The organism is Frankia canadensis (genome assembly GCF_900197875.1).
Lineage (GTDB): Bacteria > Actinomycetota > Actinomycetes > Frankiales > Frankiaceae > Frankia > Frankia canadensis.
The window spans coordinates 1-24,299 of record NZ_FZMO01000564.1 but is presented as its reverse complement, the minus strand read 5'-3'; the positions used below and the strand labels follow the sequence as shown (position 1 = coordinate 24,299).

Sequence of the window (24,299 nt, the reverse complement as noted above, 5' to 3'; positions counted from 1 at the left end):
GCCCACCCTCCCGATCAGAGAGTAGGCGGGCTCCGGTGTGGTCAGGGTGCGCTTTGATGCCCTGCGTGACCTCGTGCTCGCTCCCATGTGACATGCTCCGCGTGGGGCGGTCGGTGCGGATGCCGGCTGGTACGAGGGGGCAGAGTGGCACGGCGCCAGCCGGCAGAGTTCGCAAGCGATCAGGCTCGTGTGGCCGCGGCGCTGCCCGGTTACAAGCTTGGTCATCCGATGGGTGCCGGGGCGTACGGCATGGTCATCACGGCCAGGCACCGCAAGCTCAAGCGCGATGTCGCGATCAAGATGCTCGCCAGCGAGTCCAGCGCGGAGTCCGGCTTCGCCGCGGAGGCCGAGGTCCTCGCGAGCTTCGATCACCCGCACATCGTGAAGGTCCACGACTACGTCGAGGACGACGGCATCGGGTTGATCGTGATGGAGCTCCTGACCGGCGGCACCCTGTCCCGGCGCCGTAAGGACCTGACCCAGCAGCAGGCCTGCGCGGTGGGCCTCGCGGTCGCCGCGGCTCTCGCCCACGCACACGCCAAAGGTGTCCTGCACCGGGACATCAAGATGGACAACGTGATCTTCGATGGGGATGGCTGTCCGAAGGTCGCGGACTTCGGGATCTCCCGAGCGTTCACCGGCACCGGTGTCAGCGCGACGGGTCAGGCCGGCACCCCGATGTACATGGCTCCGGAGCAGATCACCGGCGGCCGTCTCGGGCCCGCAACCGACATCTACGCGCTCGGGGTGCTGCTGTACCGGCTGCTGTCAGGCCGGCCACCGTTCGAGAGCGCCGACTCGGTACCGCTGGTCTGGCAGCGCACGCTCACCGTCACCCCACCGTCTCCACCCGGCGTGGCGGAGACAGTAGCCGCGGTGGTGATGCGAGCGTTGGCGAAGGCACCGGCTGACCGCCAGCCCGACGCCGAAACGTTCGCCCACGAGCTGGCCGCCGCCGCCGTGAGCGCCTTCGGAGCGGACTGGCTCGCTGGCACCGGGATTCCGGTGTACCTGTCGGACGATGTCCGCGCCGTGGCCGCGCCCCATCAGGCAGACCCGCCGGCAGATGACGAGGAAGCGCCAAGGCGGCGCGGGAGTGCCGCCGACTTGCCGGCCCGGGCCTCGTGGTGGATCGCCGCGGCTGCGACCGCGGTCGTGGCGCTGGTCGTGGGCCTTCTGCTCGTCAACCCCTTCGACCACGGGCACGCGTCGGGAGGTACTCCTACGCAGGCCACCCTCAGTGCGAGTGCCACCAGCCCGCCATCGGATCGCACTCCGCGCGTTGGTGTGCCGACCAGTGCGACTGCCCCCGGCGGCCGGGGTCACTACGACGCCAGCGTCCGCGACGCGTATCTCAGCTCGTGCCTCGACGTCAGCAACAACAACGACGGCTACTGCACCTGCACCCTGGACAAGCTCGAAGCCACGTACACCCAGGAGCAATACCAGCAGCTCAGCGCCAATGTGCAGTCCGACTCATCGCAGCGGATCGTGCGTGAGATCTACGCCGCCTGCCGCGACAAACGATGACCACGACCCAAATATGCGGGCTGGCCGGGCTGCACCTGCGGTCGGCCGGGACAAGGACGTACGCGACCCAGAGCCTTCCCTGCCTTCCCCTCCGAGCTTGATCCACCCGCCCGCCGGATCAAGCCGGGCCGCAGACCGAGGGAGATGACGGTACTGAGTGCCTTCTCGCAGGAGGAACTGCGCGCGCTCGCGCTTGCCTTTCCTGATTCAGCCTCCGTGAGGGGACTGCTCGGCAGCGTCGGCTACCCGCTGGAGCATCTGCCCGTTTGGAACGCCACGTCTGCAGCCGAGGTCTGGTACGAGATCGCCGAACGTCTCGCCCTCGGTGTGATTCCCAACGGGCGCGCGCGGGTTCTGGCAGCCGCCGCGGCACGGTTCCCGGGAGTGTCTGTCTTCGGTGAGCAGGTGGTTCTGCGTCTGGCACCATCCTGGGATGTCCTGCAGGCTGCTCGTCCTCTGCCGGAACACTATGTTCCGCGCGTCGCCGACCTGGACGCGCTGCACGCGACGCTTTCCTCCCACGGTGCCGGCCACGTTGGTGTGATCGGAATGGGTGGCGCCGGGAAGTCGACCCTTGCTCGGGCTGCGGTTCACGACGACGTCTTGCGCGCCCGGTTCGCTGATGGCGTGGTTTGGGTGGACGTCGGTCCAGACGCCGACACGGCTGAGGTCCAGGCACGCGTCCTGCGCGCTTTCGGTGACCTGCGTCCAGTGCTCGCTGTCGCCGACGGCCGCGAACGCCTTCGGGACCTCCTCGCGGGTGCCTACTGCCTGGTCGTGCTCGATGACGTCTGGGAGGCCGCCGTCGTCGATGCGTTCCCGCGGGTCGCCGGCGTGCGCTACCTGATCACCGCGCGGACTCACCACGTCCTGCCGACGGGCGCGGAAAGACTCCGTGTCGGCCGGGTCGACGCCAAGATCGCGCGTGAACTGCTCGCGGCCTACGCCCGCTGGCCCGCTGAAGGTCTTCCGTCAAGGGCAGAGACCGTGCTGTCCTACTGCGACGGTCTGGCGCTAGCGCTGGCGATCGCGGGAGGTCTCATCTCGGAACACTGGGGATGGGACGAGATCGCTGACCGGTTCAGTGAGGCGGACCTCGACGCGCTGCGGGCCCGGTTCCCGGACTACCCGAATGGCAGCCTGCTCGTTGTTCTCGGCACGACCATCGATATCCTTCCCACGGCAACGGCAAGCCGCTTTCACGAACTGGCAGTCTTTAGAGGTCGTGGACGCGTCTCATCCGCGGTCCTCACGGAACTGTGGGCCGAGACCGCCGGACTCGGCCGGGCTCAGACTCTGCAGGCGTTGCGTGACCTGGCGAACGTCTCGCTGATCTCGCTCGACCTGCTCACGGATACGGTCAGCGTCCACGGGCTTGTCATCGACTATGCTCGCGCACGCCTCGGCTCCTCCCGGTTCGCTGAACTCCACGGTCTGCTGGCGGCACGGCTCCTGCGCCGGTGGGGCAGCGTGGACGAAGGGCTACCGGACCTGGTGAAACTCGTCGAGCCGACGGAGGTCGACCGTTACACCCTCTCAGCGCTGGTCGACCATCTGCTCGCCGCGGGCGATCCGGACACGGTCGACCGTCTCCTCGGTGCCGAGCAGCCGAGCGCGGCTCGGCATAAGGAGAATATCTGGCACGCCATGCACGAGGACTGGGCCAGCATCGAGAGTTATCTGGCAACCGTCCGAGCTGCCTGGCGCGACGCGCAAGAACAGGCACAGGCGGGCGATCGCGCGATGTTCGCTCGCGAGGCTACGTACGCGCTACTAGTCGGTTCGATGACCAGCAGAGCTGGCAATGTTCCGGCTTCTCTGCTCGTGCGCCTCGCCGAAGCCGCTCTGTGGTCCGCGACCCGCGTGATCAGCTACGCCCAGGCAAACCGGTGGCCCGACACGAGGGCATCCGCGCTCGCGCGTCTGGCGCCGCATGTGCCGGCCGAGCAGCGCCCACAGATCTTCCAACGGGCTGTGGCCGCGCTCGAAGCCATCGACGAGCCTGACCTGCGTGCCGACGTCCTAGCAGGCCTCGCCTCGGTCCTGCCCGCCGACGACCTTGAACGCGTCGCAACGCGCACCTTGGTCGACATGACAACCATGAGCCCTGCCCACAGAGCGGCGGTGTTGGCCAGCCTCGCACCTTTCTTGCGGCCCGACACCCTCGACGAGACGCTCCGCCAACTCCTCGGTGAGGTCACAGCCCTGGAGACGCCCGAATCCCGCGCGGTCGCGCTGGCAGACCTCGCCTCGCTGTTCCCCGCCGACGAACGCGGCCATCTCCTCGATCAGGCACTTGATGACCTTGCCGCGATGAACGCTCCCGGGCCTCGGGCAGAAGCCCTCACGGAACTGGGGCCTCTCCTACCGCCCGATCTGGTCAACGAGGCGCTGGATATCCTCCTTGCCCTCGACAGCCCGTTCGATCGCGCCCTGCCGCTCGCAGAACTCGCCCCCTACGCTGTCGGCGACCAACTCGCCCGCCTCCTGGCACAGGTTCTTGATGACATCCCTGACCTCGACTCCGAAAGCATTCGGCTTGACATACTCACCAAGGTGGCGCCGCGGCTCCCCGACACGTTGGCACGGCCGATCCTCGAACAGGTACTCGCCGAACTGGCCGCCTCCCCGTGGATGGCCGACACCCTCTTTGCAGACCTCGCACCACAACTGCCCGAGGACCTGGTCCCGAAGGCATTCAACGTCGCTGAGTTCATCGACGCACCTGAGGTACGCGCACAGGCCTTGGCCGCGCTGGCGCCCTACCTGCCCGACAATCTCATCCTCGACGCCCTCGACACCGCCACGAAGATCGACGAACCTGACGACCGGGCCGTGGCGCTCGAAGGGCTTGCGCCACATCTGCCAGCAGACGCACTCGACTGGGCAGCAGACGCCGCCCTCACCATCGACTCGGCAACCGACGTCCTCCTGACCTGGACCGCACTCGCCGCATACCTACCCGACGGCTACGCCGGAGATCTCATTGATCTCGCATCGGTCAGCGATCTGTCCGAGCACGGCCTGGCAGACGCACTCGCGGGAGCCGTGCCGCACCTTCCCGAACAGCTCCTCGGAGAAGTAGTCGACGCTGCCCTCAACATCGACGAGCCCTACCCACGGGCTCGACTGCTGACGCTTGTACTGCCGGATCTGGACAGCGGGAGCCACGACGAGATCCTCGAACAGATACTGGAAGACGCTCACGGCGGCGACCTGCGACCGGACCAGGTCGCCGAGATCATGACCATAGTCGCGCCCTGCCTGCCCTCGGACGAGCAACAACCAATCCTGGCGCAGACCTTGTCAGACGTTCTGCGCATCGGCAGCGCAAGCCGCCGCGCATCTGCCCTCGCCATGCTGATCCCCAGCCTCCACGAGGAGAACGACCTCTCGATCGCACGCGAGGCCCTCTCCCATATCATCACCGCCCCGGATTCGATCACAAGGCTCGATCCAAAGGCGTTGAAGGTACTGGCGCCGTTTCTGCGAGCCGAGGCGCCGGAGTATGCCATGACCAGGGCGTTGGAGGCCGCCATCGACACCGACTGGGAAGAGGGCCGAGCATACGCGCTGGCGAGCCTCGCACCATGCCTGCCCGATCATCTCGTCACCCGAGCCTCAGACGCCGCCTCAGCCATCACCTCGCCCGAGGCACGCGCCATCGCGCTAGCCGGAGTCGCTCCCCACCTACCCCCCGACCAGCGGCACACTGTCCTAACCCGAGCCCTCCAGGCCGGATCGACGGTGAGCAGATCATCTGTCATCCAGGTGATCACTTCCGTACTGGGCGGCAACCGGGTTGCTGCCGAGCCAGACGGACACGCCGCGGTTGCTGCTCTGCTACGCGTCCAAGAATGGTGGCCCTGATCGGTCCAAACCTCATTCGCAGCCTGCGGGAACGCCATGTGGACGGACGGTGCTGAGCACAGCAACCCTGTGAAAGATGGTAAATCCTGCTCGCGTAGCCGGGACAGCGATCCAGGAAAAGATCCACGCTCTGCCGCAGCTGCAATCGCGAATTTTGGCGCCACCCTGCAAAGGGATATCCGGGGAAGTCAACCCGACCCCGCGGGTAACGTGTTGGCTGGTATGACCTGGAGGTCAGCTTGAAGTTGACCCGCTTCTGTTCACACCTGGGCTCTTTGAGATAATGGTCTCAGGGAGGAGCACAGGTGCCGAGATCAAAACCGCCGTACACGGAGGAGTTCCGCCGCCAGATGGTGGATCTTGTCCGGGCCGGTCGGATGCCCGAGGAACTCGCGAAGGAATACGGACCGTCGGGGCAGTCGATCCGTAACTGGGTTCGGGACGCGTCCCGTCAGGACGACGCCCGGGCGGACGGGCTGACCGCCGCGGAACGTGAGGAGTTGGAGCTGCTTCGGAAGGAGAACCGGCAGCTCCGCGAAGAGCGGGAGATCCTGCGGAAGGCAGCGGTTTTCTTCGCCACGGAGACCGGTCAGAGAAGATGATTTTCGCTCTGATCGACGCGGAGAAAACACACCATCATGTCTCCGTTCTGGCCCGCGTGCTCGGTGTGTCACGCGAGGGCTACTACGCCTGGCGTCGCCGCGGCGGCCAGTCCACCCGGGCCGCCGACGACCAGACCCTCACCACGAAGATCACCGCGGTGCATGCGGCGTCCCGCGGCACCTACGGCGCCCCACGCGTGCACGCCGACCTGGCCGCCGCCGGCGTCCGCGTGAGCCGCAAACGCGTCGCCAGGCTGATGAGAAACGCTGGCCTGCAAGGAGTCCACCGCCGCCGACGGGTCAGCCTCACCCGCGCCGACCGCGCCGCCCACCTCCCCCCGGACCTGGTCGGACGCGACTTCACCGCCCCCGCCCCGAACCGCGTCTGGACCGCCGACGTCACCTACATCCCGACCGGCCAGGGCTGGCTGTACCTCGCCGTCGTCCTTGACCTGTACGCCCGGAAGATCGTCGGCTGGTCCATGGCAGCCGAACAGAGAACACCCCTCGTCGCCGACGCGCTCACCATGGCCCTGCGCCACCGCCGTCCTCCCGCCGGCGTCATCCATCACTCCGATCAAGGCTCCCAGTACACCTCCCGGGAATTCGCCAGGCTCTGCCAGCAGTATCAGGTGCGACGCTCCGTCGGATCCGCCGGCGACTGCTACGATAATGCGGTCACCGAGTCGTTCTTCGCCACCCTCGAATGCGAACTCCTCGACCGCACCAGCTTCACCACCCACGATCAGGCCCGCGCCGCCCTCTTCGACTTCATCGAAGGCTTCTACAACCGGCGCCGCCGCCATTCCACCAACGGATACCTCAGCCCCCACGACCACGAAACCCGCTTCAACGAGTACAATAATGCCGCGTAGCCGTTCAAAGCCCTACGTGTGAACGAAACCGGGGCAGCTTCAGCTGGCAGGATGGTGGGTGCAGCTTCCAGTCGATGGTGGCGGCTCACACCTTGGCGCGGAGCCACTCCTTGATGTCGGCCTCCTGTTCCAAGAGGAGCACCAATTCCTGAAGGTCACTCAAGAGACGATCACCCGTTGAGTAGGGCACGCTGGCACTCCTCGATTCCGGGTTGGGCGTAATCCGACGCGGAGGTCATGTGTCCTGCCATGCCGAGCAGTTCCCGGGCGTCACGAACGCCGCGCAGCTCCTTGAGGTCGAGTCGCAGCGGAACCCAGCCCGGCGTCTCCGGGTCGCGCAGCGCCTCGGAGGACAGCCGCCGGCTCAACAGGTAGGTGAAGCAGCTCTTGCCCTCGCCGAACTCGGCCAGCAGCAGCGCGCCGGCCTCCAAGCAGCAGATGCAGGCCGGTCTGGCGGCTGCGCACCTCGGCGCACCAGGCCAGCGTCTCCTCCAGGAACCTGCACGCCATCCGGGGCAACGGGGTACGCATCCGCACGCCGAGCCTGCGCGGCTGGTTGACCTCCGCGATCAGCTCCACCGCCAGTTGCGGGGTCAAGCGGCGCTTGAGCGACGTAGAGAAGATCTGCACCGCTCTACCCCCCGTGTCACCTCGAACGCTTGGTCGAGTACGTTGATCGTGAGCGTGCGTCCCCGTGGATGCGGCGCTCGGCTAGAGGCGTAGCCATCGGAACTCAAGGGGGAGATCCGTTGACCAGTCCGCAGGGTTCCTTCCGGGGCCTGTTCGTTGGCGTGAACCGCTACCAGTCCCCACGGATTGGCAATCTGGCGGCGGCCGTCAGGGACGCCCAAGCGCTTCACGCGCTGTTCACAGACAACCTCGGGCCCGGCGCCGGCTTGCTGACCGACCAGGACGCTACGCGGGACCGCCTGGTCCAGGAGCTCAAAGCGCTGGCCGTGTCCAGTGTCCCAGATGACGTTGTGGTCATCAGCTATTCCGGGCACGGGAGTGACACTCACGAGCTGATCACGTATGACGCGGACCGTGATGATCTGGCCTCGACCTGCTTGTCCCTGGACGAGTTGACCGAACTGGTGAGCGCCATCCCGGCTCGGCAGTTGGTGGTGATCCTGGACTGTTGCTTCTCGGGCGGCGCCGGGGCCAAGGTGCTGCGGGCTTCACGGGTACCACGTGGCGCGGGCGGGGGCGTACCGCTCTCGACGCAGGCGCTACTGGAGCGTCTGGCTGGTCAGGGCCGACTGATTCTCACGGCTTCGACGGGAGATCAGCCAGCCTGGGAGAACCCGCGCTACGGTCACGGCCTCTTGACCTACCACCTGCTCCAGGCCCTTCAGGGCGGCGGTGACGTCGTCCGTGACGGCAAGGTCTCCCTGTATGAGCTGCTCGGTTACGTGACCCGCAGCGTGATTGGGGACGCCTCGGGAAACTACGGCGCCCGGCAACACCCGACGCTCCGGGGCCGGATGGACGGCCAGATCCAGTGGCCGGTGTTCACGCCGGGGTCGGCCTTCACCGCCCTGTTTCCGTCGCTCGGGACGGCCCCGGCGACCAGGGACATCACCGGCCTCAGCTCTCATGGGGTCGGCCCGGCGGTCCTTGAGGCGTGGTCGGCGGCCTTCAACGAGCTCAACGACTTGCAGGTCGCGGCAATCAATGAGGCCGGGGTGCTGCGGGGAGACAACGTGCTCGTCACGGCACCGACGTCGTCGGGCAAGACGATGATCGGCGAACTGGCGGCGGTGCGCGCCGCCGAGCAGGGTGGGCGGTCCGCCTTCCTCCTGCCCACACGGGCCTTGGTCAATGAGCAGTACGAGCGGTTCCGGCGGATCTACGGGCCTCTGGGCCTTCGGGTCGTGCACGCCACCGGAGAGTCCGGGGACCAGGTTGGCGCGATCCTGCGCGGCCAGTTCGACCTCGCCGTGTTGACCTACGAGAAGTTCGGTGGCCTGGCGATTGGCTACGAGCACCTGCTCAGTCTGCTCGGCGTTGCCGTCATCGACGAGGTGCAGACCGTGGTCGACCGCGGACGCGGGCCGTACCTCGAGTTCATCCTGACGCTGCTCAAGATGCGCAGTAGTCAAGGCGTCCGCCCGCAAGTGATCGCACTGTCGGCGGTGCTCGGCGACCTCGGCGGCCTGGACACCTGGCTGGGGGCCTACCACCTGGCGTGGACCGAGCGCCCGGTGCCGCTCCAGGAGGGCGTCCTGGTCCCAGACGGCACGTACCGCCACCTGACGGCGGACGGCTGGGAAGCGAGCGAGCAACTCCTTCCCCCGATCCCATGGGCCACGCGGAACAGGGACGTCGTCATCCCGCTCGTAGCCAAACTGGTCGACGACGGCCAGCAGGTCACCGTCTTCCGCAGCACGCGCGGAGCAGCCCGTAGCTGCGCCGGCTACCTCGTGCAGGCTCTGGGCCTCCCGGCCGCGGACGTGGCCCTCGCGCGGCTTCCCGCGAGCGACCCGAGCGGCGTCAGCACCGACCTGCGCAACTGCCTGGCCGGCGGCGTCGCCTTCCACATCTCCGACCTGGAGCGCGACGAGAAGCGCGTGCTCGAGGAGTGTTTCCGGGAGCCGGACAGCCAGATCCGTGTGCTCGTCGCCACAACCACTCTGGCCCAGGGCGTCAACCTGCCGGCCGAGACGGTCGTCATCGCCGAGCTGGACCACCCGCTGGCCGCCGGCGCAACGACGCCCTACACCGTCGCCGAGTACAAGAACATCGCGGGCCGCGCGGGCCGCAAGGGGCTGGTGCAGCAGGGGCGCGCGATCGTTCTGGCCGGCGGCGCCTTTGACGGCGGGCGGATCTGGGGCCAGTACATCACCGGACAACCTGAGGCTCTGCACTCCCGGCTGCTTGGCGACGGGGTGGACCTGTACACCCTGCTGCTGCGGGTCGTGGCCGTCGCGACCCCGCCCGCCGGGCGAAGCGGCTTGTCCGAAGACGACATCGTCGACTTCCTGGCGCTTAGCTTCGCCGGGCACCAGGCCCGGCTTACGGGTCAGGGCGACGCCTTCTCCCGTCCCACAGTCGTGGCGGCGCTCCACGAACTGCGGTCAGCCGGCCTCGTATCGGACTCCACGGACGAGGTGGCCATGACGGAGCTGGGCGCTCTCGTCGCCCAAGGCGGCATCACCGTCGCCTCCGCGGTCCGGGTCGCCCAGGTGCTTCGACAGCTCCAACCGGCGCAGATCAAGCGGGCGACTCTCATCGCGGCGACCCAACTCACCGACGAGATGGACGGGGTGAGGGTACGGGTCAACAGCAGGGGGTGGCAGAAGGAGCGGCAGACCTACTTCGGGGAGCTGGTGCGGCACAACGCTGCGCCGCGGGTTATCGGCGCCCTCGACACCGCTGACCGCACTGTCGGCCCTGCCCGGGCGAAGAAGGCAGTGGCCTGCCTGCACTGGATGGGTGGCCTGCCGGTCGCCCAGATCGAGCGCAACATCATGATCCACCTGCCGGGCAACGATGCCGCCGGCCCGGTCCGGGCTACCGCAAGCCGGATGCTGGACGTCATCCCCACCGTCATCGAGATCGCCAGGCACCTCCACCCTGACGCCGCGCTCGACGAGCTGGCCCGGCTGCTGCCCGTGCAACTGGAACACGGCGTCCCTTCGGAGGTGGTGCCACTCGCAGCGCAGGCCGGTGCGTCCCTCGGCCGGGCAGACTACCTGCGGCTTCATGCGCAGGGCCTCGTCGAGCCGGTCCGGATCATTGACGCCGATGAGGACGCCCTCCTTGAGTGCGTCGGCGGGATCCGCGGGCGCTTGGAGTACTTGCGAGCGGCCGCAGAGCGGATGGCGGACACCAGCGACGCGCCCGACTTTGCGGCGCTCTTGGCACCCTCCGTCGACTAAAGACCTGGACTCAGAATGATCCTCGGAGTTTCCGGAGGCAGATGATCGAACGAGAAAAACCCCGTCGAGAACGCCGCCGAACGAGCCGTCTGCGCCCATCGGGTCACTCTCGCCGACGCACAGCACTCGATCGCTACCAACTGGATCGAACTCGGCCACCGACTCGGCGTCAGCGGCATCCCCGCCTCCTGCGGAGGATCGTGCTGGCACATGCGGGAATCCGCGCAGGGCGGTCGCAGGCGCGACTGCCCGTCGGCCAGATGCACCGATCAAAGTTGAGCGGGGGGCTGCTTGGTGGTCTTGGCGAGGCGCTGTGCCCGTGCGTACAGCTCGTCGCGGACGACCGTGGGCGCGGCGAACCCGTCTGCCCGTGGGATGAGGAACTGCTCGACGGCTGCCTTGCGCGCGCCCGAAGAGCTGACTTGCTGGTACTCATGCGTGGCCAGCAGCTCCGCCGCGAGCTCGTCGAGACGCGTGGTGATCTGTGCGTACTGGGCTTGAGCCAGTCCCTCGGCCCGGCCGACCGCATCGCGGATCGCCTCCCAGCTGACCAGGCCATCGGTGCCTGCCGGGATGGCGAGCTTGGCGTACCGTTGTCTGGCCCCGCCGGGCTTCGCCGCCCGGAATCCCGGGTCGGCGAGCAGCTTGTCCGCCAGCTCAGCGGAGAGCCGTGCTTGCTCCTCGTCGCTGAGTCGCTCGATGTCCTCGTCTTCGTCGCGCACCGACGGGCTTTCCGTCAGTTGCTGCCACTCGAGATACCAGGGCGCGGACTGCTGCCAGAAGTGGACCAGACCGTTCGCGGCGAACGCTACGTCGATTCGCCCGGTCGCACCCTTGTGTTTGACCAGGTGCGCGGGCGGAGTCTCCACCTCGTCGGCGTCGGGGTCGAATGCGACGGCCTCAAGGTACAGCACTCCGCCGCCGAGCTTCTTGGCGAGGTCGAGGAAACCAAGCAGGTCCAACGTGCCTGGCGAGATGTTCACCTCCGGGCCGAAGTCGCGTTCCGGCACAGCGGGTATCAGGGTCAGCATGTTGCGGGCCGCGAAATCAGACACGGACGCGGCCAGCTTGTCGAGGTTGTTCACGGCGCAACGGTATTCACCGACGCGACCGCCCGCTCACCCGGGATACTGTTCGGTAAGGAGGAGTGATCTTGGGCCACGAGCCGGCACTACCCTCGGTCACCCTGACGTCGTCCACCCCGCGGGCACCACACCACCGCATCGAAAATCCGCACCTGGCCGCCCCCAAAGATCGGCGACACCGGAAGACTTCTTCGTACCAGCCGGATCCGACACAAACGACTTGGTCCACCCACTCCCGGGGGTGGGTGGCTGTCCTCTTCCGCCGGGTGGTTAGCCTGACCGGTGCACGGGCTGTCCCTGGGGGGTGGGATGTCTTTCGGTATCAGGTTGGCGCCGGGGCTTCGTCTGTCGGCGTCGGGCCGGGGTCTGCGGATGAGCGCTGGGCCTCGGATCGCGCGCGTGCATATGGGCGGCGGCCGGTCGGGGCTCTCCTCCGGTCTCGGTCCGTTCTCCTATTACACGAGCACGGGTGGTCGGCGACGCTCCGGGCACGCGCGGTCGTCCCACGGGCGCGGCAGGTCACGCCCGCGTAGCGGCGCCGGCAGCCACGGGCCGACACGGGCGCAGCTCGCCGAGTTGCAGCGTCAGGCGCGTCGGCAGGCGGCCGAGGAGGCCTTCGGCGCGCTGGTCGCGCTCGAACGTCATCTGACGACGCTTCATCTCGAGTCGTTTCCGACGACGGTCGCCCCGCCGGACCTCGGCCCGGAGCCGGTGGACCCCGCCGCTGTGTTGGCCGACCTGGAGTCCCGGGAACTCGGCGGGCTGGGCACGTTCGATTTCGGCGGCCGCCGGGAGGCGAAGCGGCGGGCGCGCGCCGGACTCGACAGTGCCGTTGCTGCGGAGCAGGCCGCTCGCGCCCATCGCTATCAGGATCAGCGGGCGGTAGAGCTTGAGGCGTGGCACGCGCTGGCCGGGAACGACCCTGGTGCGGTGCTCGACGCGTTGGAGGTGGCGTTCGCCGACAACGAGTCCGACGCGGTCGCCGTGAACTGCGAGCAGACTGACGCGGGCGCGCTGGTGAGCCTCGTCGTCCTGGTGCAGGCCGTTGACGCGCTCCCTGAACGCAAGCCGGTCCGCTCGGCGGCGGGAGCACCGACGACGCCGAAGCGGACGAAGAAGGAGCTCCACGACCTGTATGCCTGGTGGCTGGCGTCGACGGTCCTGGCGACGGTGAAAGAGGCCTTCGCGGTCGCCCCGAGGATCGCCGGGGCGCAAGTCCTGGTCGTTCGCCGCGATACCGCGGCCAGCGACCCGGCGAACTATCTGACGGCGGTCTACACGGGCCGGTTCGACCGTGCCCGGCTGACACGCTGGGACTGGACGCGCGTCGACCCGGTCGAGGAACTCCTGCGCGCGCCCAGCGCCCATCTGCAGCGCAAAGGCGCCAGCCGCGAAATCGCCGCTTTGGGCCTGCGGGACGAACCCGACATCGCCGCGCTGCTCACCGTCATTCGCGACGCCTACTCCCAAGGGCAGAGCCTTTCCGACCTGGCCGGAACACCCCCGGAGCCCCCGGCAGGCACGCCGCCGCCCGACGGCGGCGTCGTCCTCGTCCGTGGCGCGAACACCCCGCTGCCCCACGCCCCGGTCCAGGTCGTCGTTGCCTGGGACGGCGGTGCTGCCGACGACCTCGATATCAGCGCGCTGCTGTGCGGAGCGGACGGCCGGGTGATCGACCCCGAGGCGATGGTCTTCTACAACCAGCCCGTTGGTGCCGGCGGCGCGGTCCGCGCGGCCGGCCGGTCCCACCAGCCCACCACCGCCGCCTTGACCGACCGCATCACCATCGACCTCCTCCGAATACCCGTGGCAATCCACCGGATCGCGATCGCGGCAAGCCTGGACGGCAGCGGAGCACCCACCCTGGCCGCCGCCACCGACCTACGCGTCACGGTGACAACGACGGACGAAACGGTCGCAGTGTTTCCCCTGACCGGCCTGAGCACCGAAGCCGCCGCCATCGCCGTCGAGATCTACCGGCGCGACGGCACATGGCGCCTACGCGCCGTCGGCCAAGGCTGGACCACCGGGCTAGCCGGACTCGCCAGCGACTACGGGATCGACGTCACCACCTGACCAGCCGCAAGATCAAACAGGGCGCGGTGAGGAGCTCAGCCGCGGATGCCCATCGTCGAATCCGAGTCGAAACGCGAAGTCGGGGAGCTTTCGGCTTGCGCCAGGCTATGTCGGATCAGTGTGTCTCTCTGGGGGACGGCGAACTTTCTGCGATGGTCGAGCGAAGCCAGACGGCTCCGGTCTCCGGCGGGCCGGCGATATCGATGCCGACAACGTCGAGGGCGGCGAGTCGCCCGTGGGGACCGCTGATGGCGATGGTTCTGCGGACATGGCCACGGGCCGAGGGGTGCACGATCATGACACGTCCGGTTCCGTTCGGGGTGTAGCCGGCGGTGTAGGTAAGGAGCTGATGCAGGTCATCAGCGCCCACCGCCTTGGTGTCATACCTCTTGTACTTGGCATCGACCGGCAGCAGCTGGACGGCAGAGCCGCCGGCGGGGCTGGTGCCGGTGTCGGTTGGGAGGCTGACGAGGACGTCGGGGCGGAAGGTGCTGCCCTGGTTGAGGTCCCCGCGAACGGTGATCGCCTGGGTGCCGCCGGTGGGCGTGAGGCGTCCGCCCAGCGATCGGGCCGCGGACTCGGCCAGGCGGCGGACCGCGGTTTCCCAGAGGGTGTTCATGCGCATGAGCAGGCTGTCGGCGCTGTGGCCGTCGTGGACGAACAGGTCGACCACGCCGCCGCCGGTGAGCAGGAGTTCGGCCCAGGCATGGGCTGGGCGGTAGCGGGCGTTGAGCCGGGTGTAGGCAGCTTGGCGCAGTAACACGGTGGCTGGCACGTGCGGGGCGGGTGAGGGGAACTGGGCGGCGGTGTCGGCGGCGCTGCGGGCGAGCTCCGGGTCGCGGGCCAGGCGCGCCGCCTTGCGCAGGGCCAGGCCGCACAGAGTGTTCTCCCAGATCGCCTGGTCGCGTTCGAAAGCGTGCACGTGTAGCCGGTCAACCTGGCCGTAGCGGCGGGCGATCTGAGTGCCGAGGTCGAGCTGGCCGCGCAGCACCGTCATCGTCAGTTCCTGACGGACATAGTCGCGGCGCAGGCCGGCGCGCAGCAGTTGGCGACACTCGTCGACCAATGCGCGGGCGACGAGATCAGCGAAACCGTCCGGGCTCGTGGTCCAGCGGCGGGAGGTCGTCTTGTGCGGGACCGGAGTGGCCAGGGCGTAGCAGAGCCAGGTGATCACCTGCTCGCCGGTCATGACGAACTTGGGTTCGATGGCTAGCCGGACGCGGTCGAGCACGAGCACCCCGACGACCGCGTCCGCGCGGACCCGCCATCCGGTCCGGGTCTGGCTGACCGTCAGCGCCCCGCGCCCGGCGAGCGCGCGCAGCCGGTCCAGGTCGACAGCGGTCAGCTCGTCGTCGGCCAGGTCGGCCGCCTGGTACTCGCCGATCCGGACGTCACGACGCGGCTGGCCGCGTTCACGCATCACGGCCGGCACGGGCCGGTTCGGCGCCGGTGGCCTGCTGCGTGGCGGAGGTGAACTCCTCGGCGAGGCGCGCGGGCAGCTCGTCAGCGGGGATCGTCGACGGTTCTCCGGTCGCCGGGTCGAGAAGGCTTCCCAGCAGGCGGCGCAGGTGTGCGACGTCGCCCAGGACGTAGCCGTCGAGAAGCGGAATGATGTCCTGGTAGAAGGCGGCGCTCAGGTCCGCGGCGCTGGCGAGCGGGTCCCCGTCGCGCAGCAGGTAGGCATGACCGAGTTGGTGATCGGCGCCGAGATGCTCGATGATCCGCCGGTTCAGTTCGTCGAAGAACGCGGTCAGGTCCAGCGGTCCCACGGCACCGGACACGGCTTCTCGATCGGGTGGTACGCGGACAGTCTCGAATCGGCGGCGGATCGCCGCATCAATATGACTAATGCTGCGGTCCGCGGTGTTCATCGTGCCGACGATAAACACGTTCGGCGGGACGGCGAAACTCTGACCACTGACCGGCAACCGCACCGGCAGTCCGCGCTTGTCTCGTTCAAGGAGGGTGACGATCTCCCCGAGGATCCTCGGGAGGTCACCTCGGTTGATCTCATCAATGATCAGCAGATAGGGCACGTCGGGCGCAGCCTGCGCGGCCTTGCAGATCCGCATGAAGGCGCCATCCTGACGTTCCAAGGTCAGGCCGCCTGATACCGAGGGGACGGGTTTGAAGCCCTCGATGAAGTCCTCATAGCCGTATGACGGATGGAAGGTCACCATCACCACCACCGCCGAGTCGGCCCGGAGGAGATCGACCAGGAGGCGCTGCCGCTGCGCCGGATCGCTGATCGCCTCAGCGTTGCCGGTGAGGGCCAGCGCGACGCTGAGCGCGAGACGGGTCTTGCCAGTTCCAGGTGGACCGGCGAGGAGCACCTGCCCCTTGCGCCGCAGGCCCTGTACCACCGACCCGACCAGCTCAGGTAGATCCTCGGGCAGCTCGAACGTGTTGTCCTCCTCGTCCGGCTCCCTCGAGCCAATCCAGGAGAGGACGGCGGAGAGAACAGCTTCGGTCTTCCCGACGCCCGTCGGCGAGAACAGATCGTTTCCACCACTGACTGCGCCAGCGTTGCCGGCCTTCGTCCGTCCGGCTTCGATGGTCCTCCACAGATCGACGCTGATCTTCGCGAACGGCTTCTCCCAGCCCCGCCGGACCGCGGGAAGCGTCTGCGCATACGAGGCGTCCCAGTCCACCGCGACCAGGTGACGGCCCTCCGGCCGGGCGGCATCAAACCGATACCGCTGGTCAGTGACCGTTCCCACCCCGAGGACCGCCTGCCCTCTGGCCGCGACCACGCGGTCGCCTTGGCTCAGGTCCCGGTATTCGAGCAGACTTCCAGCCAGCGCCAGCCGCGCACCGGGCTGCTCCAAACCAGCGCGATCCAACGCGTCACGCAGTTCGGTGTCGCTCGTGTAGTCGCCCAAGTCGCCAACCTCGTCCCAGCCGACGGCGATGAATCCGCCCGCGAGGCAGTCCTCCCACCACTTCGCCCGCTCACCGGGCGTCACCTTCAGCCTTCTGATCTGGGCGGGCCTCGGGTCGAAGAACTGGTACAGCAACCGCATGATCTCGAGTCGATCCCAGCCATCGAGCTCGGGCCGCTCGAGCAGGAGCGCTCGCAACTGGCGGTTGAGCCGCCACGCCGTGGCCGACGGCTCCGGCGCGCCCCCAGCCAGTCGGATAAATCGGCGCAGATGGTCGGACGAATAGATCGGCAGGAAGGCGCCCGGTGCGTAGATCGCCAAGGACTTCGTGGCCAGTGCCTGACCGTACGTCAGGATCAAGCACTCGTCGATCGCATCGAAGTCGCTGGCACGCGCCGCCTGGAACGCAGCCACGAAGTCCGCCCGGACCCTACCCCATGCCTCCCGATGGTCGAGGCCCTTCAACGGCGCCGCCAGCCGCCACTCCCCGCTACTGTGCCGAAACATGATGTGCTTCGCCGCGCTGCCGCCGCGGATGCTGCCCAGCGCATCCGTGTGAAACTCCAGCACCGTACAGAACGTCAGCCTCTCCTGGCTGACCCCCTGCGCATACCGCTCCACCTGCAACGACGGCCAACTCTCCACCCGAAACTCGGCAAGAACCCGCTCCCGCTGTCGAGCCGCATCCGCCAGCCTCCCCGCGAGCTTCCCGCGGTCGAACGCCGCCACCGCAGCCGCCAGATCGAACTCTCCGCCCACGAACGCGCCCACCCCTACCTCGTCAGACAGTGACAACGACCCACAGCATCGATCGGTGATCACCGTCGGCGACGCTGCTGGCTCCAGGAAGCGGGCGGAGCCACCTCTGGCAGCACCGAAGGACGATCGCCGCAACCCGGAACGAAACGGTACTGCCCGAAAGAGGTCTGGCGGCGAGTGGGTCCGCCGCGTGAGACAGGCTGCGCGCCGCGGGAGCAGCCGGATAGTAGCGGACAGCGCGGACCGCCACCGGCTCGCCGCGTCTTAGCGCCGGCGGCCTTCCCGGCCAGGTTGACGTCGAGGCGGAATCCAAAGAGATCCCCGCCTGGCGCACCGTGGTGGACGGGGCGCGGTTGACCGGCACGATCGTCCCCCCGTGACGGTCATTCTGAGGTTGGCCACCCGCATCCGCAGCGTGCGTCCGCCAGGGCCCCGCTCGTCAACTGCGACGCTCCATGTTCCCTTCGGCCCGTTATGCCACATATCCTGCATGGGGCCCGCGGAGAGGTTGGAGTCGATCGCCGCGATGCCGCCACACGAGCGGGGCAGGTGCTTCGAGGCGTGGCTGATCGGGGTCCTTGACCGCGCCGGCCTGCAGCCGTGGCCCGCGTTCAGGCCGAAGGGCGAGGAGATCGACGGCTCGTTCCTCCGGTGGGGCCGTACGTATCTCCTTGAGGCCAAGTGGCACGGCAAACCGATCCCGGCTTCGACCATCTACCAGTTCAAGGGCAAGGTTGACGGTAAGCTGACCGGCACCATCGGCGTCATGGTGTCCATGAGCGGCTATAGCAACAACGCCGTCGAGGCTCTCCGCCATGGCAAAGAACTGAACGTCATCCTCTTCGGCGAGCAGGACGTCTATGCGGCAGAAACCGACGGTATCGAGGCCGTGCTTGATTTCAAGCTTCGCGCGGCTGCCCAGTTCGGAGACCCCTACGTCGAGTACCCTCCAAAGGCCATGCGGCACGGTCTGAGCATCGTAGTGGAAAGCACCCGAGATGCCGAGATAATCCGTCTGCTCGCCAAGCGTCTCACCGCCAGACGCGTCGAAGCGCGCCCCTACTGGACAACCGCGACGATGGGCGCTCAGGGCCTGCAGGCGACGGCCCTCGCACTCGCCCTGGCAAATCGGAGCCAAGTCTTGATAATCGCCGACGCCTACCCTGAACTGCGGATGTTCGAAGGACGGTATGGCGATCGAATGCCCGGCCAGGAAGCCGCCTTCATCGAGGCGCAGATGTCCGAGCAAGGATCCGGTCGGGCGTACGACGGGAACCTGTCGATGTCCGGATGGATAGGTGGCCGCGCCACCCATCTCCCGAGCCCTCCACAAGCAATTCTAGTCAATGGCGGAATCGTCGGCTGGTTTCCTGTCGAGGTACGTGAGACTCTCTCTTCGATACCGCTGCAGAAGCTGCCAGGGTACCTCAGAAGAATCACCCTCCCCGAACTGCGCGCGAACAGTGGATCCTTCGCCCGCTTCGCGCAGATCCTCACGGAGGTTGATTTCTAGGAGTTCATCTGCAGGCATCCTTTCGTCGGCGGTGTCCGGGTATTTATGACATCGCGGCGGCGCGGTGCGCGTGTGAGCCGAGCGGTGGCGTTGCTCGACCGAACCATCGCTCGATATTCAAAGTGCGAGATGGGTGACTCGACTCGAGACGTGGCCGCTCAGGCTGACCATTAGCCAGGGCGCCGCAGGTGAAGGCGTGGCGGCAGATGGCGCGTCGCCGTCACCGGTCACCCGCCGGCTGCGGAATCGGGAAGCGTCTACGCCGGTCGAGGGCGTGGGCGTAGTGGCCGAGTCCCCCCTCGGACACGTACCTTACGCCAACATGCGTCGGCCTCGGTCGTGCCTCGACGCGCAGGACCGCCGGCGACGGCCTGAAGATCAGTTTCAGGCCGAGTTCCAGGTACAAGCTCGCTTTCTGAGCTGGGTCGGCGTCGCGTAGGACGTTGACGATGGCCCCGGTCGTGGAGACGAGTGCGTTGATCTCGTCGCTGCTCATCTGGTGGCGGTGCCGGGCTGCGTGGAGCTGGGCTTGGGCGGTGGATCGTTCCGCCTCGGCTTCGGTGATCCAGGTGGCGATCGTCACGGCGGCGGTGTCGCCTGTGGCCGCGTCGAGGGCGGTGCGGTAGTTGCGGATCTTCCGGGTGCAGTCGTGGATGGTCTTCTGCGCCTTTACCTGATCGGTGCTGTGGCCGTCGAGCTGCGCGGTCTCCAGGGCGTGGACGGTGTCGCGGAGCCGGGACGGCTCGAATGCGCGGGCGATCCAGGTGTCGAGGGTGGGAATGATCTGTGCTTCGTGCAACAGAACGTTGCGGGGATGGGCCAGGTGGTTGGCGAGGGCGTACTCGTCCGGGTAGCGGCAGCGGTAGTAGGCGGTGTCGCGCACCCAGTTCCCCTGCATCCGACGATCGCAGATCCCGCAGAACAACAGGCCGCGTAGCTGGTATGGGTGCGGGACGGCCTCGCGGTGGCGGGGACCTTGGGCGTGGGTCCTCGCGGTGCGGGTCCGCTCGGCCTCGGTGAAGATCTCCGCGGGGATGATCGCTTCGTGGGCCTCGGTCGCTGACCAGACCCAGTCCTTCGGGTCGTTCCAGCGCAGGTGAGTCTCGTAGCCGAGCGCTACATCCTCGACATCGATGAGGACCTCGTGCTTGCGCTGGCGGTTCCATACCTGCCGGCCGGTGTAACGAGGGTTACCGAGGATCGCCTTGACCGCCCCTTTCGACCAGGCGACGCCGTCGCGGTGCGGGTTACGCGCGGGGTCGTGCGCGGAGGGGCAGGGAATGCCGTCGCGGGTGAGGCCTTCGGCGATCGCGTAGATGCCCTTGCGGTTCACATACTCCGCGAAGATCCGGCGGACGATCGGCGCTGCCGCTGGGTCGGGTTCGAGGCGGTGCAGCCGCTTGCCGTCGGCCGCTTTGGCGGGGTTGGGGTGCGGCCCGGCATCGGCCAACCGGTAGCCGTAAGGTGGCCGACCGCCGAGGTAACGGCCTTCCATTGCGGCCTGCGAGGCCATCGCGGCACGTACCCGGATCTTGATCCGGTTCCGCTCCCCCTTGGACATGCCCCCGAACACGGACATGATCAGGTCGTGGGCCTCGGAGGTGGGGTCGATCGGCCCCCCGACCTCGGGCACCCACAGCGCGACGCCATAGTGCTCGAAGACGGGGTACACCAGGCTGTACTGGTTGCCGTAGAATGCCCTGTGCGGCTCGCCGATGACGACGGCGTCGAATCCCCTGTCGGGGTCTCGGAGAGCTTCCAGTAGCAGTCCCGCCTGAGGTCGACGTTTCCACGGCAGGGACCGGGAGAGGCCGATGTCGAAGAACTCGGTCACGATCTCACCGTGTTGTTCCGTCAGGGCACGCGCACGGGTGATCTGCCATTGACGGGAGGCCTCCGGGTCCTGCTGGTCTTCCGTCGAAACACGGCCATAGAAAGCGAATCTGGTCACGGCGGCCTTTCGTCTTGACGCGGCGGAGATATTTCCTGTGGCGGCAGGTCGTTCGGCTGATCATTCGCGTTGGCACTGGAGGGCTGCTTGGAGGCTTCTGGCGCAGCCTCCTTGAGGATGTTCAGGAGTGTGCGCGCCGCACGCTGGTTGATAAAGGGCGGCTCGGCTGGAAGAAGGATGAGAAATGTCTCGTCACCACCCGTGCGTGGATGAGGGCTCTCCTCACCGATAGGTGTGGCCGGCCATGTCGACGAGAGCGGCGAGGCCTCCTGGTTCATCGGGAGGCACGAGTGGTCACGGTCGGATCGCGGACGGTTCGGGAAAGGAATTTCCCCCTCTTCTGGCCCCTTCACCGGTTTCGCCCCGTCCTGACCGCGAAGTGCCGTTGCCAGACTGCAATGGGACACAGGTCCCTTGCGCGAGAGGAGTGGCTACAGGGATCAGTTCCCGCGTTGAATGTCATGGCCGGAGCCTCAGAGCCGACTTCCCGGCTAGCTTCCCCGCAATCTTCGCTGCCGCTACTGGCGCAGCCAGATGCGCTGCGCGCCGGAACTGCTGTTGCGATCCCTCCAGGGATGATCAGCGACTCGAAACCCATCGGGTTGCCGTGGTCGTGTTCGCGTTGCGATCCCTCCAGGGATGATCAGCGACCCGCACCGAGGCGGAGCAGGAGGCGTACGCGCTGTTGCGATCCCTCCAGGGATGATCAGCGACCCGCCGACGACGCGGCCGCTCTCCGCCAGAAGATGTTGCGATCCCTCCAGGGATGATCGGCGACCCGAGGGCGGCCGGCGCGGACTTCCACCGCGCCTACGCGTTGCGATCCCTCCAGGGATGATCAGCGACGCGAGGAACTCACCGCCGCACTGGACCGGGTCAAGCGTCGCGTTGCGATCCCTCCAGGGATGATCAGCGACCTGGTGGTTGTCATCGGAATGGTCCTCTCGGATCGGGTTGCGATCCCTCCAGGGATGATCAGCGACGCAGAGCAGCGTCCCTACACGGCGCGGGTCGGAGGTTGTTGCGATCCCTCCAGGGATGATCAGCGACGAGCTGTATCCGAGTCTCGACTACGCGATGGCTGCTGGTTGCGATCCCTCCAGGGGTGATCAGCGACACGGCCCGGTCGGGTGCCGCGACGGCCCTACCTGCCAAGATGAGATGAGACAGATGTTATGTTCCATCTAGGCTAGCGTGGGCGGGGTTGGGAGAGGTTGATCGTGGCGATGGTGGTGACGGCCGGGCGGGGTCTGGTCGATGATGGTCGGGTGAGCGAGTCCGAGTCCGCGCGGCCTGATCCGGAGGTCGAGCCGAAGGCGAAGCGGCGGACGTTCACGGCGGAGTACAAGGCGCGGATTCTGGCGGAGTATGACGCGGCCGGGCATGGTGAGAAGGGTGCGATTCTTCGCCGGGAGCGGTTGTATTCTGCGCATCTGGTGGAATGGCGTCGGGCGCGGGATCAGGGTGCGGCGGAGGCTTTGTCGAGGCCGCGGGGCCGGCCGGCGTCCGATCCACGGGACAAGGAGATCGAGCAGCTGCGGGCCCGGCTGGCCCGGCAGGAGAAGGAGCTTGAGGCGTCCCGGCGCGTGATTGATATTATGGGAAAAGCCAACGCGCTCTTGGAGGCGCTCTCCGAGAGCATTCCCGACGTCTCCCGGGAGTCGCCGCGGAAGGAGAACGGATAGCCGAGGCGTGTGCTGTGGAGTTGGCCGGGGTCGTCGGGCCGGCGAAGGCCTGTGAGCTGACGGGGCGGTCACGGGCGACGTTCTACCGGCGTCACCGTCCGCCTGTGGCGGCGGCGCGGCGGTCGCCGAAGCCGTACAGCGAACGCGTGCAGCCGCGGGCCCTTTCTCCCGGTGAACGCGCCGAGGTTCTGGCGGTTCTCAACTCGGAGCGGTTCGCGGACATGTCGCCGGCGTCGGTGTGGGCGACGCTGCTCGATGAGGGCGTCTACCTGGCGTCCTGGCGGACGTTCTACCGGATCCTGGCCGCCGAGGGCCAGACCGGGGAGCGTCGCGGCCAGGCCACGCACCCGCCGCACGTGAAGCCCGAACTGCTCGCGGCGGCACCCAACCGGGTGTGGACCTGGGATATCACGAAAATCAAGGGACCGTCGAAACACAGCTATTTTTATCTGTATGTCATCCTTGACATCTTCAGCCGGTATGTGGTGGGTTGGATGCTGGCGTCGAACGAGTCGGGTGAGCTGGCGAAGGAGCTGGTCACACAGACCTGTGAGAAGTACGGCGTCGACACGTTGCGGCTGACGGTGCACGCGGACCGGGGTTCGTCGATGACGTCGAAGACCGTCGCGATGCTCTACGCGGACCTCGACATCGTCCGGTCGCATTCCAGGCCGCGGGTCTCGAACGACAACCCCTACTCGGAGTCCCAGTTCAAAACATTGAAGTACCGGCCCGACTTCCCTGACCGGTTCGGTACCATCGCCGAGGCGCGCCAGTTCTGCCGCCGGTTCTTCGCCTGGTACAACCATGAGCACAGACATTCAGGAATCGGCTACCTCGCACCGGCGGTCGTGTATTTCGGCCAGGCCGAGGCGGTGCACGCCGCCCGCGGCCACGTCCTCGACGCCGCCTACGCCGCGCACCCGGAACGGTTCGTGAACCGGCCCCCGGTCCCGCCACCACTCCCGAAGCCCGCCGGGATCAACCACAAGCCCGGCGACCAGGCCGACGCCGCCGGCGTCCCCGAACGATCGGAGGTCGTCCCCCCACAGAGATCGACTACAGGGTAATCCACAAAGAATCTTGTCCTAAAGATCTTGACAAGTTCCGCGGAACTTGTCAAGATCTTTGGGACAAGATTCCTTGTGAACTAGCCTACTTGTGATCTTTGCGTGGGGACAACTTCCGATCTTTCGGGCACGCCCTCGTCGGCCGGTTCGGTGTCCTCGCCGGGCTTCGTGTTGATCCCGGCCGGTTTCGGCAGCGGCGGCGGAACCGGAGCCCGGTGCACGAACCGCTCCGGGTGCACCGCGTAGGCCGCGTCGAGGACACGACCTCGCGCGGCATGCACGGCCTCGGCCTGGCCGAAGAACACGACCGCCGGCGCGAGATAACCAATTCCGGAATGTTTGTGCTCGTTGTTGTACCAGTCGAAGAATCCGCGGCAGAACGTCCGCGCTTCGATGATGGTATCAAAGTGGTCGGGGAAGCCGGGCCGGTACTTCAACGTCTTGAACTGGGACTCGGAGTACGGATTGGTGTGTCCTGAAGGGAACTGGATGAGGTTCTGAGGTAGAAGATGGAATGCTC

Annotated in this window: 12 protein-coding genes, 1 pseudogene and 1 CRISPR repeat array; of the genes and pseudogenes, 7 read left to right on the top strand and 6 right to left on the bottom strand. The window is 67.4% G+C overall.

What is annotated here, in order from left to right; translation table 11 throughout:
- Positions 1-189: 189 nt before the first annotated feature.
- The 3 genes from C1A33_RS33210 (at position 190) to C1A33_RS33200 (ending at position 6,877) form a co-directional block, all read left to right on the top strand.
- Positions 190-1,530, top strand: a complete 1,341-nt coding sequence (locus C1A33_RS33210) for a serine/threonine-protein kinase (RefSeq protein ID WP_165818706.1) — start codon at positions 190-192, stop codon at positions 1,528-1,530.
- A 144-nt stretch (positions 1,531-1,674) separates the two neighbouring features.
- Positions 1,675-5,400: an NB-ARC domain-containing protein gene (locus C1A33_RS33205; RefSeq protein ID WP_101836428.1), complete on the top strand. Its 3,726-nt coding sequence runs from the start codon at positions 1,675-1,677 to the stop codon at positions 5,398-5,400.
- A gap of 305 nt (positions 5,401-5,705) precedes the next feature.
- A protein-coding gene (locus C1A33_RS33200) for an IS3 family transposase (protein ID WP_243408179.1) occupies positions 5,706-6,877 on the top strand; the annotation gives its coding sequence in 2 pieces (ribosomal slippage) (positions 5,706-5,964 and positions 5,964-6,877; 1,173 coding nt in all).
- A 170-nt stretch (positions 6,878-7,047) separates the two neighbouring features.
- Here the strand turns inward: C1A33_RS33200 and C1A33_RS33195 are convergent.
- Entirely contained in the window at positions 7,048-7,308 is a 261-nt protein-coding gene (locus C1A33_RS33195; RefSeq protein ID WP_101836427.1) for a hypothetical protein, read from the bottom strand.
- A 318-nt stretch (positions 7,309-7,626) separates the two neighbouring features.
- Here C1A33_RS33195 and C1A33_RS33190 point away from each other — a divergent pair, with 318 nt between their 5' ends.
- Positions 7,627-10,758 carry a DEAD/DEAH box helicase gene (locus C1A33_RS33190; protein ID WP_165818705.1) on the top strand — a complete coding sequence of 1,044 codons (3,132 nt, stop codon included), beginning with the start codon at positions 7,627-7,629 and terminating at the stop codon, positions 10,756-10,758.
- Positions 10,759-11,027: 269 nt separating this feature from the next.
- Here the strand turns inward: C1A33_RS33190 and C1A33_RS33185 are convergent, their stop codons facing one another.
- Positions 11,028-11,843 carry a hypothetical protein gene (locus C1A33_RS33185; RefSeq protein WP_101836425.1) on the bottom strand — a complete coding sequence of 272 codons (816 nt, stop codon included), beginning with the start codon at positions 11,841-11,843 and terminating at the stop codon, positions 11,028-11,030.
- A 405-nt stretch (positions 11,844-12,248) separates the two neighbouring features.
- On the opposite strand from C1A33_RS33185, the gene C1A33_RS33180 reads away from it, so the two are divergent.
- Positions 12,249-13,919, top strand: a complete 1,671-nt coding sequence (locus C1A33_RS33180; RefSeq protein ID WP_243408180.1) for a TerD family protein — start codon at positions 12,249-12,251, stop codon at positions 13,917-13,919.
- 115 nt (positions 13,920-14,034) lie between these two features.
- Here C1A33_RS33180 and C1A33_RS33175 read toward each other — a convergent pair whose 3' ends face one another.
- Positions 14,035-15,351 carry an McrC family protein gene (locus C1A33_RS33175; protein WP_207770610.1) on the bottom strand — a complete coding sequence of 439 codons (1,317 nt, stop codon included), beginning with the start codon at positions 15,349-15,351 and terminating at the stop codon, positions 14,035-14,037.
- Complete coding sequence (locus C1A33_RS33170; protein WP_207770609.1) at positions 15,332-17,572, bottom strand: McrB family protein; 2,241 nt, start codon at positions 17,570-17,572, stop codon at positions 15,332-15,334. The genes C1A33_RS33175 and C1A33_RS33170 overlap by 20 nt, the downstream gene beginning before the upstream one ends.
- 478 nt (positions 17,573-18,050) lie before the next feature.
- On the opposite strand from C1A33_RS33170, the gene C1A33_RS33165 reads away from it, so the two are divergent.
- On the top strand, positions 18,051-19,073 hold the full coding sequence (locus tag C1A33_RS33165; RefSeq protein WP_101836423.1) for a restriction endonuclease: 1,023 nt from the start codon (positions 18,051-18,053) through the stop codon (positions 19,071-19,073).
- 220 nt (positions 19,074-19,293) lie between these two features.
- Here C1A33_RS33165 and C1A33_RS33160 read toward each other — a convergent pair whose 3' ends face one another.
- Positions 19,294-21,024, bottom strand: coding sequence for a recombinase family protein (locus tag C1A33_RS33160; protein ID WP_101836422.1), 1,731 nt, complete (start codon positions 21,022-21,024; stop codon positions 19,294-19,296).
- A gap of 557 nt (positions 21,025-21,581) precedes the next feature.
- Positions 21,582-22,141: a CRISPR direct-repeat array (repeat unit 30 nt; unit sequence GTTGCGATCCCTCCAGGGATGATCAGCGAC).
- Positions 22,142-22,274: 133 nt separating this feature from the next.
- Here C1A33_RS33160 and C1A33_RS33150 point away from each other — a divergent pair.
- Positions 22,275-23,779 (top strand): IS3 family transposase gene (locus tag C1A33_RS33150; RefSeq protein ID WP_423748180.1). Its coding sequence is split into 2 segments (ribosomal slippage): positions 22,275-22,626 and positions 22,626-23,779, totalling 1,506 coding nucleotides; the frame shifts between segments, so codons are not numbered across the junction.
- A 325-nt stretch (positions 23,780-24,104) separates the two neighbouring features.
- Here C1A33_RS33150 and C1A33_RS38275 read toward each other — a convergent pair.
- Positions 24,105-24,299, bottom strand: a pseudogene (locus tag C1A33_RS38275) (integrase core domain-containing protein); the annotation flags it as partial.

What these genes read in the sequence shown, in the direction of transcription:
- C1A33_RS33205 (WP_101836428.1), top strand. Translation starts at nt 1,675, where the DNA reads ATGACGGTACTGAGTGCCTTCTCGCAGGAGGAACTGCGCGCGCTCGCG.
- C1A33_RS33180 (WP_243408180.1), top strand. Translation starts at nt 12,249, where the DNA reads ATGGGCGGCGGCCGGTCGGGGCTCTCCTCCGGTCTCGGTCCGTTCTCC.
- C1A33_RS33165 (WP_101836423.1), top strand. Translation starts at nt 18,051, where the DNA reads ATGGGGCCCGCGGAGAGGTTGGAGTCGATCGCCGCGATGCCGCCACAC.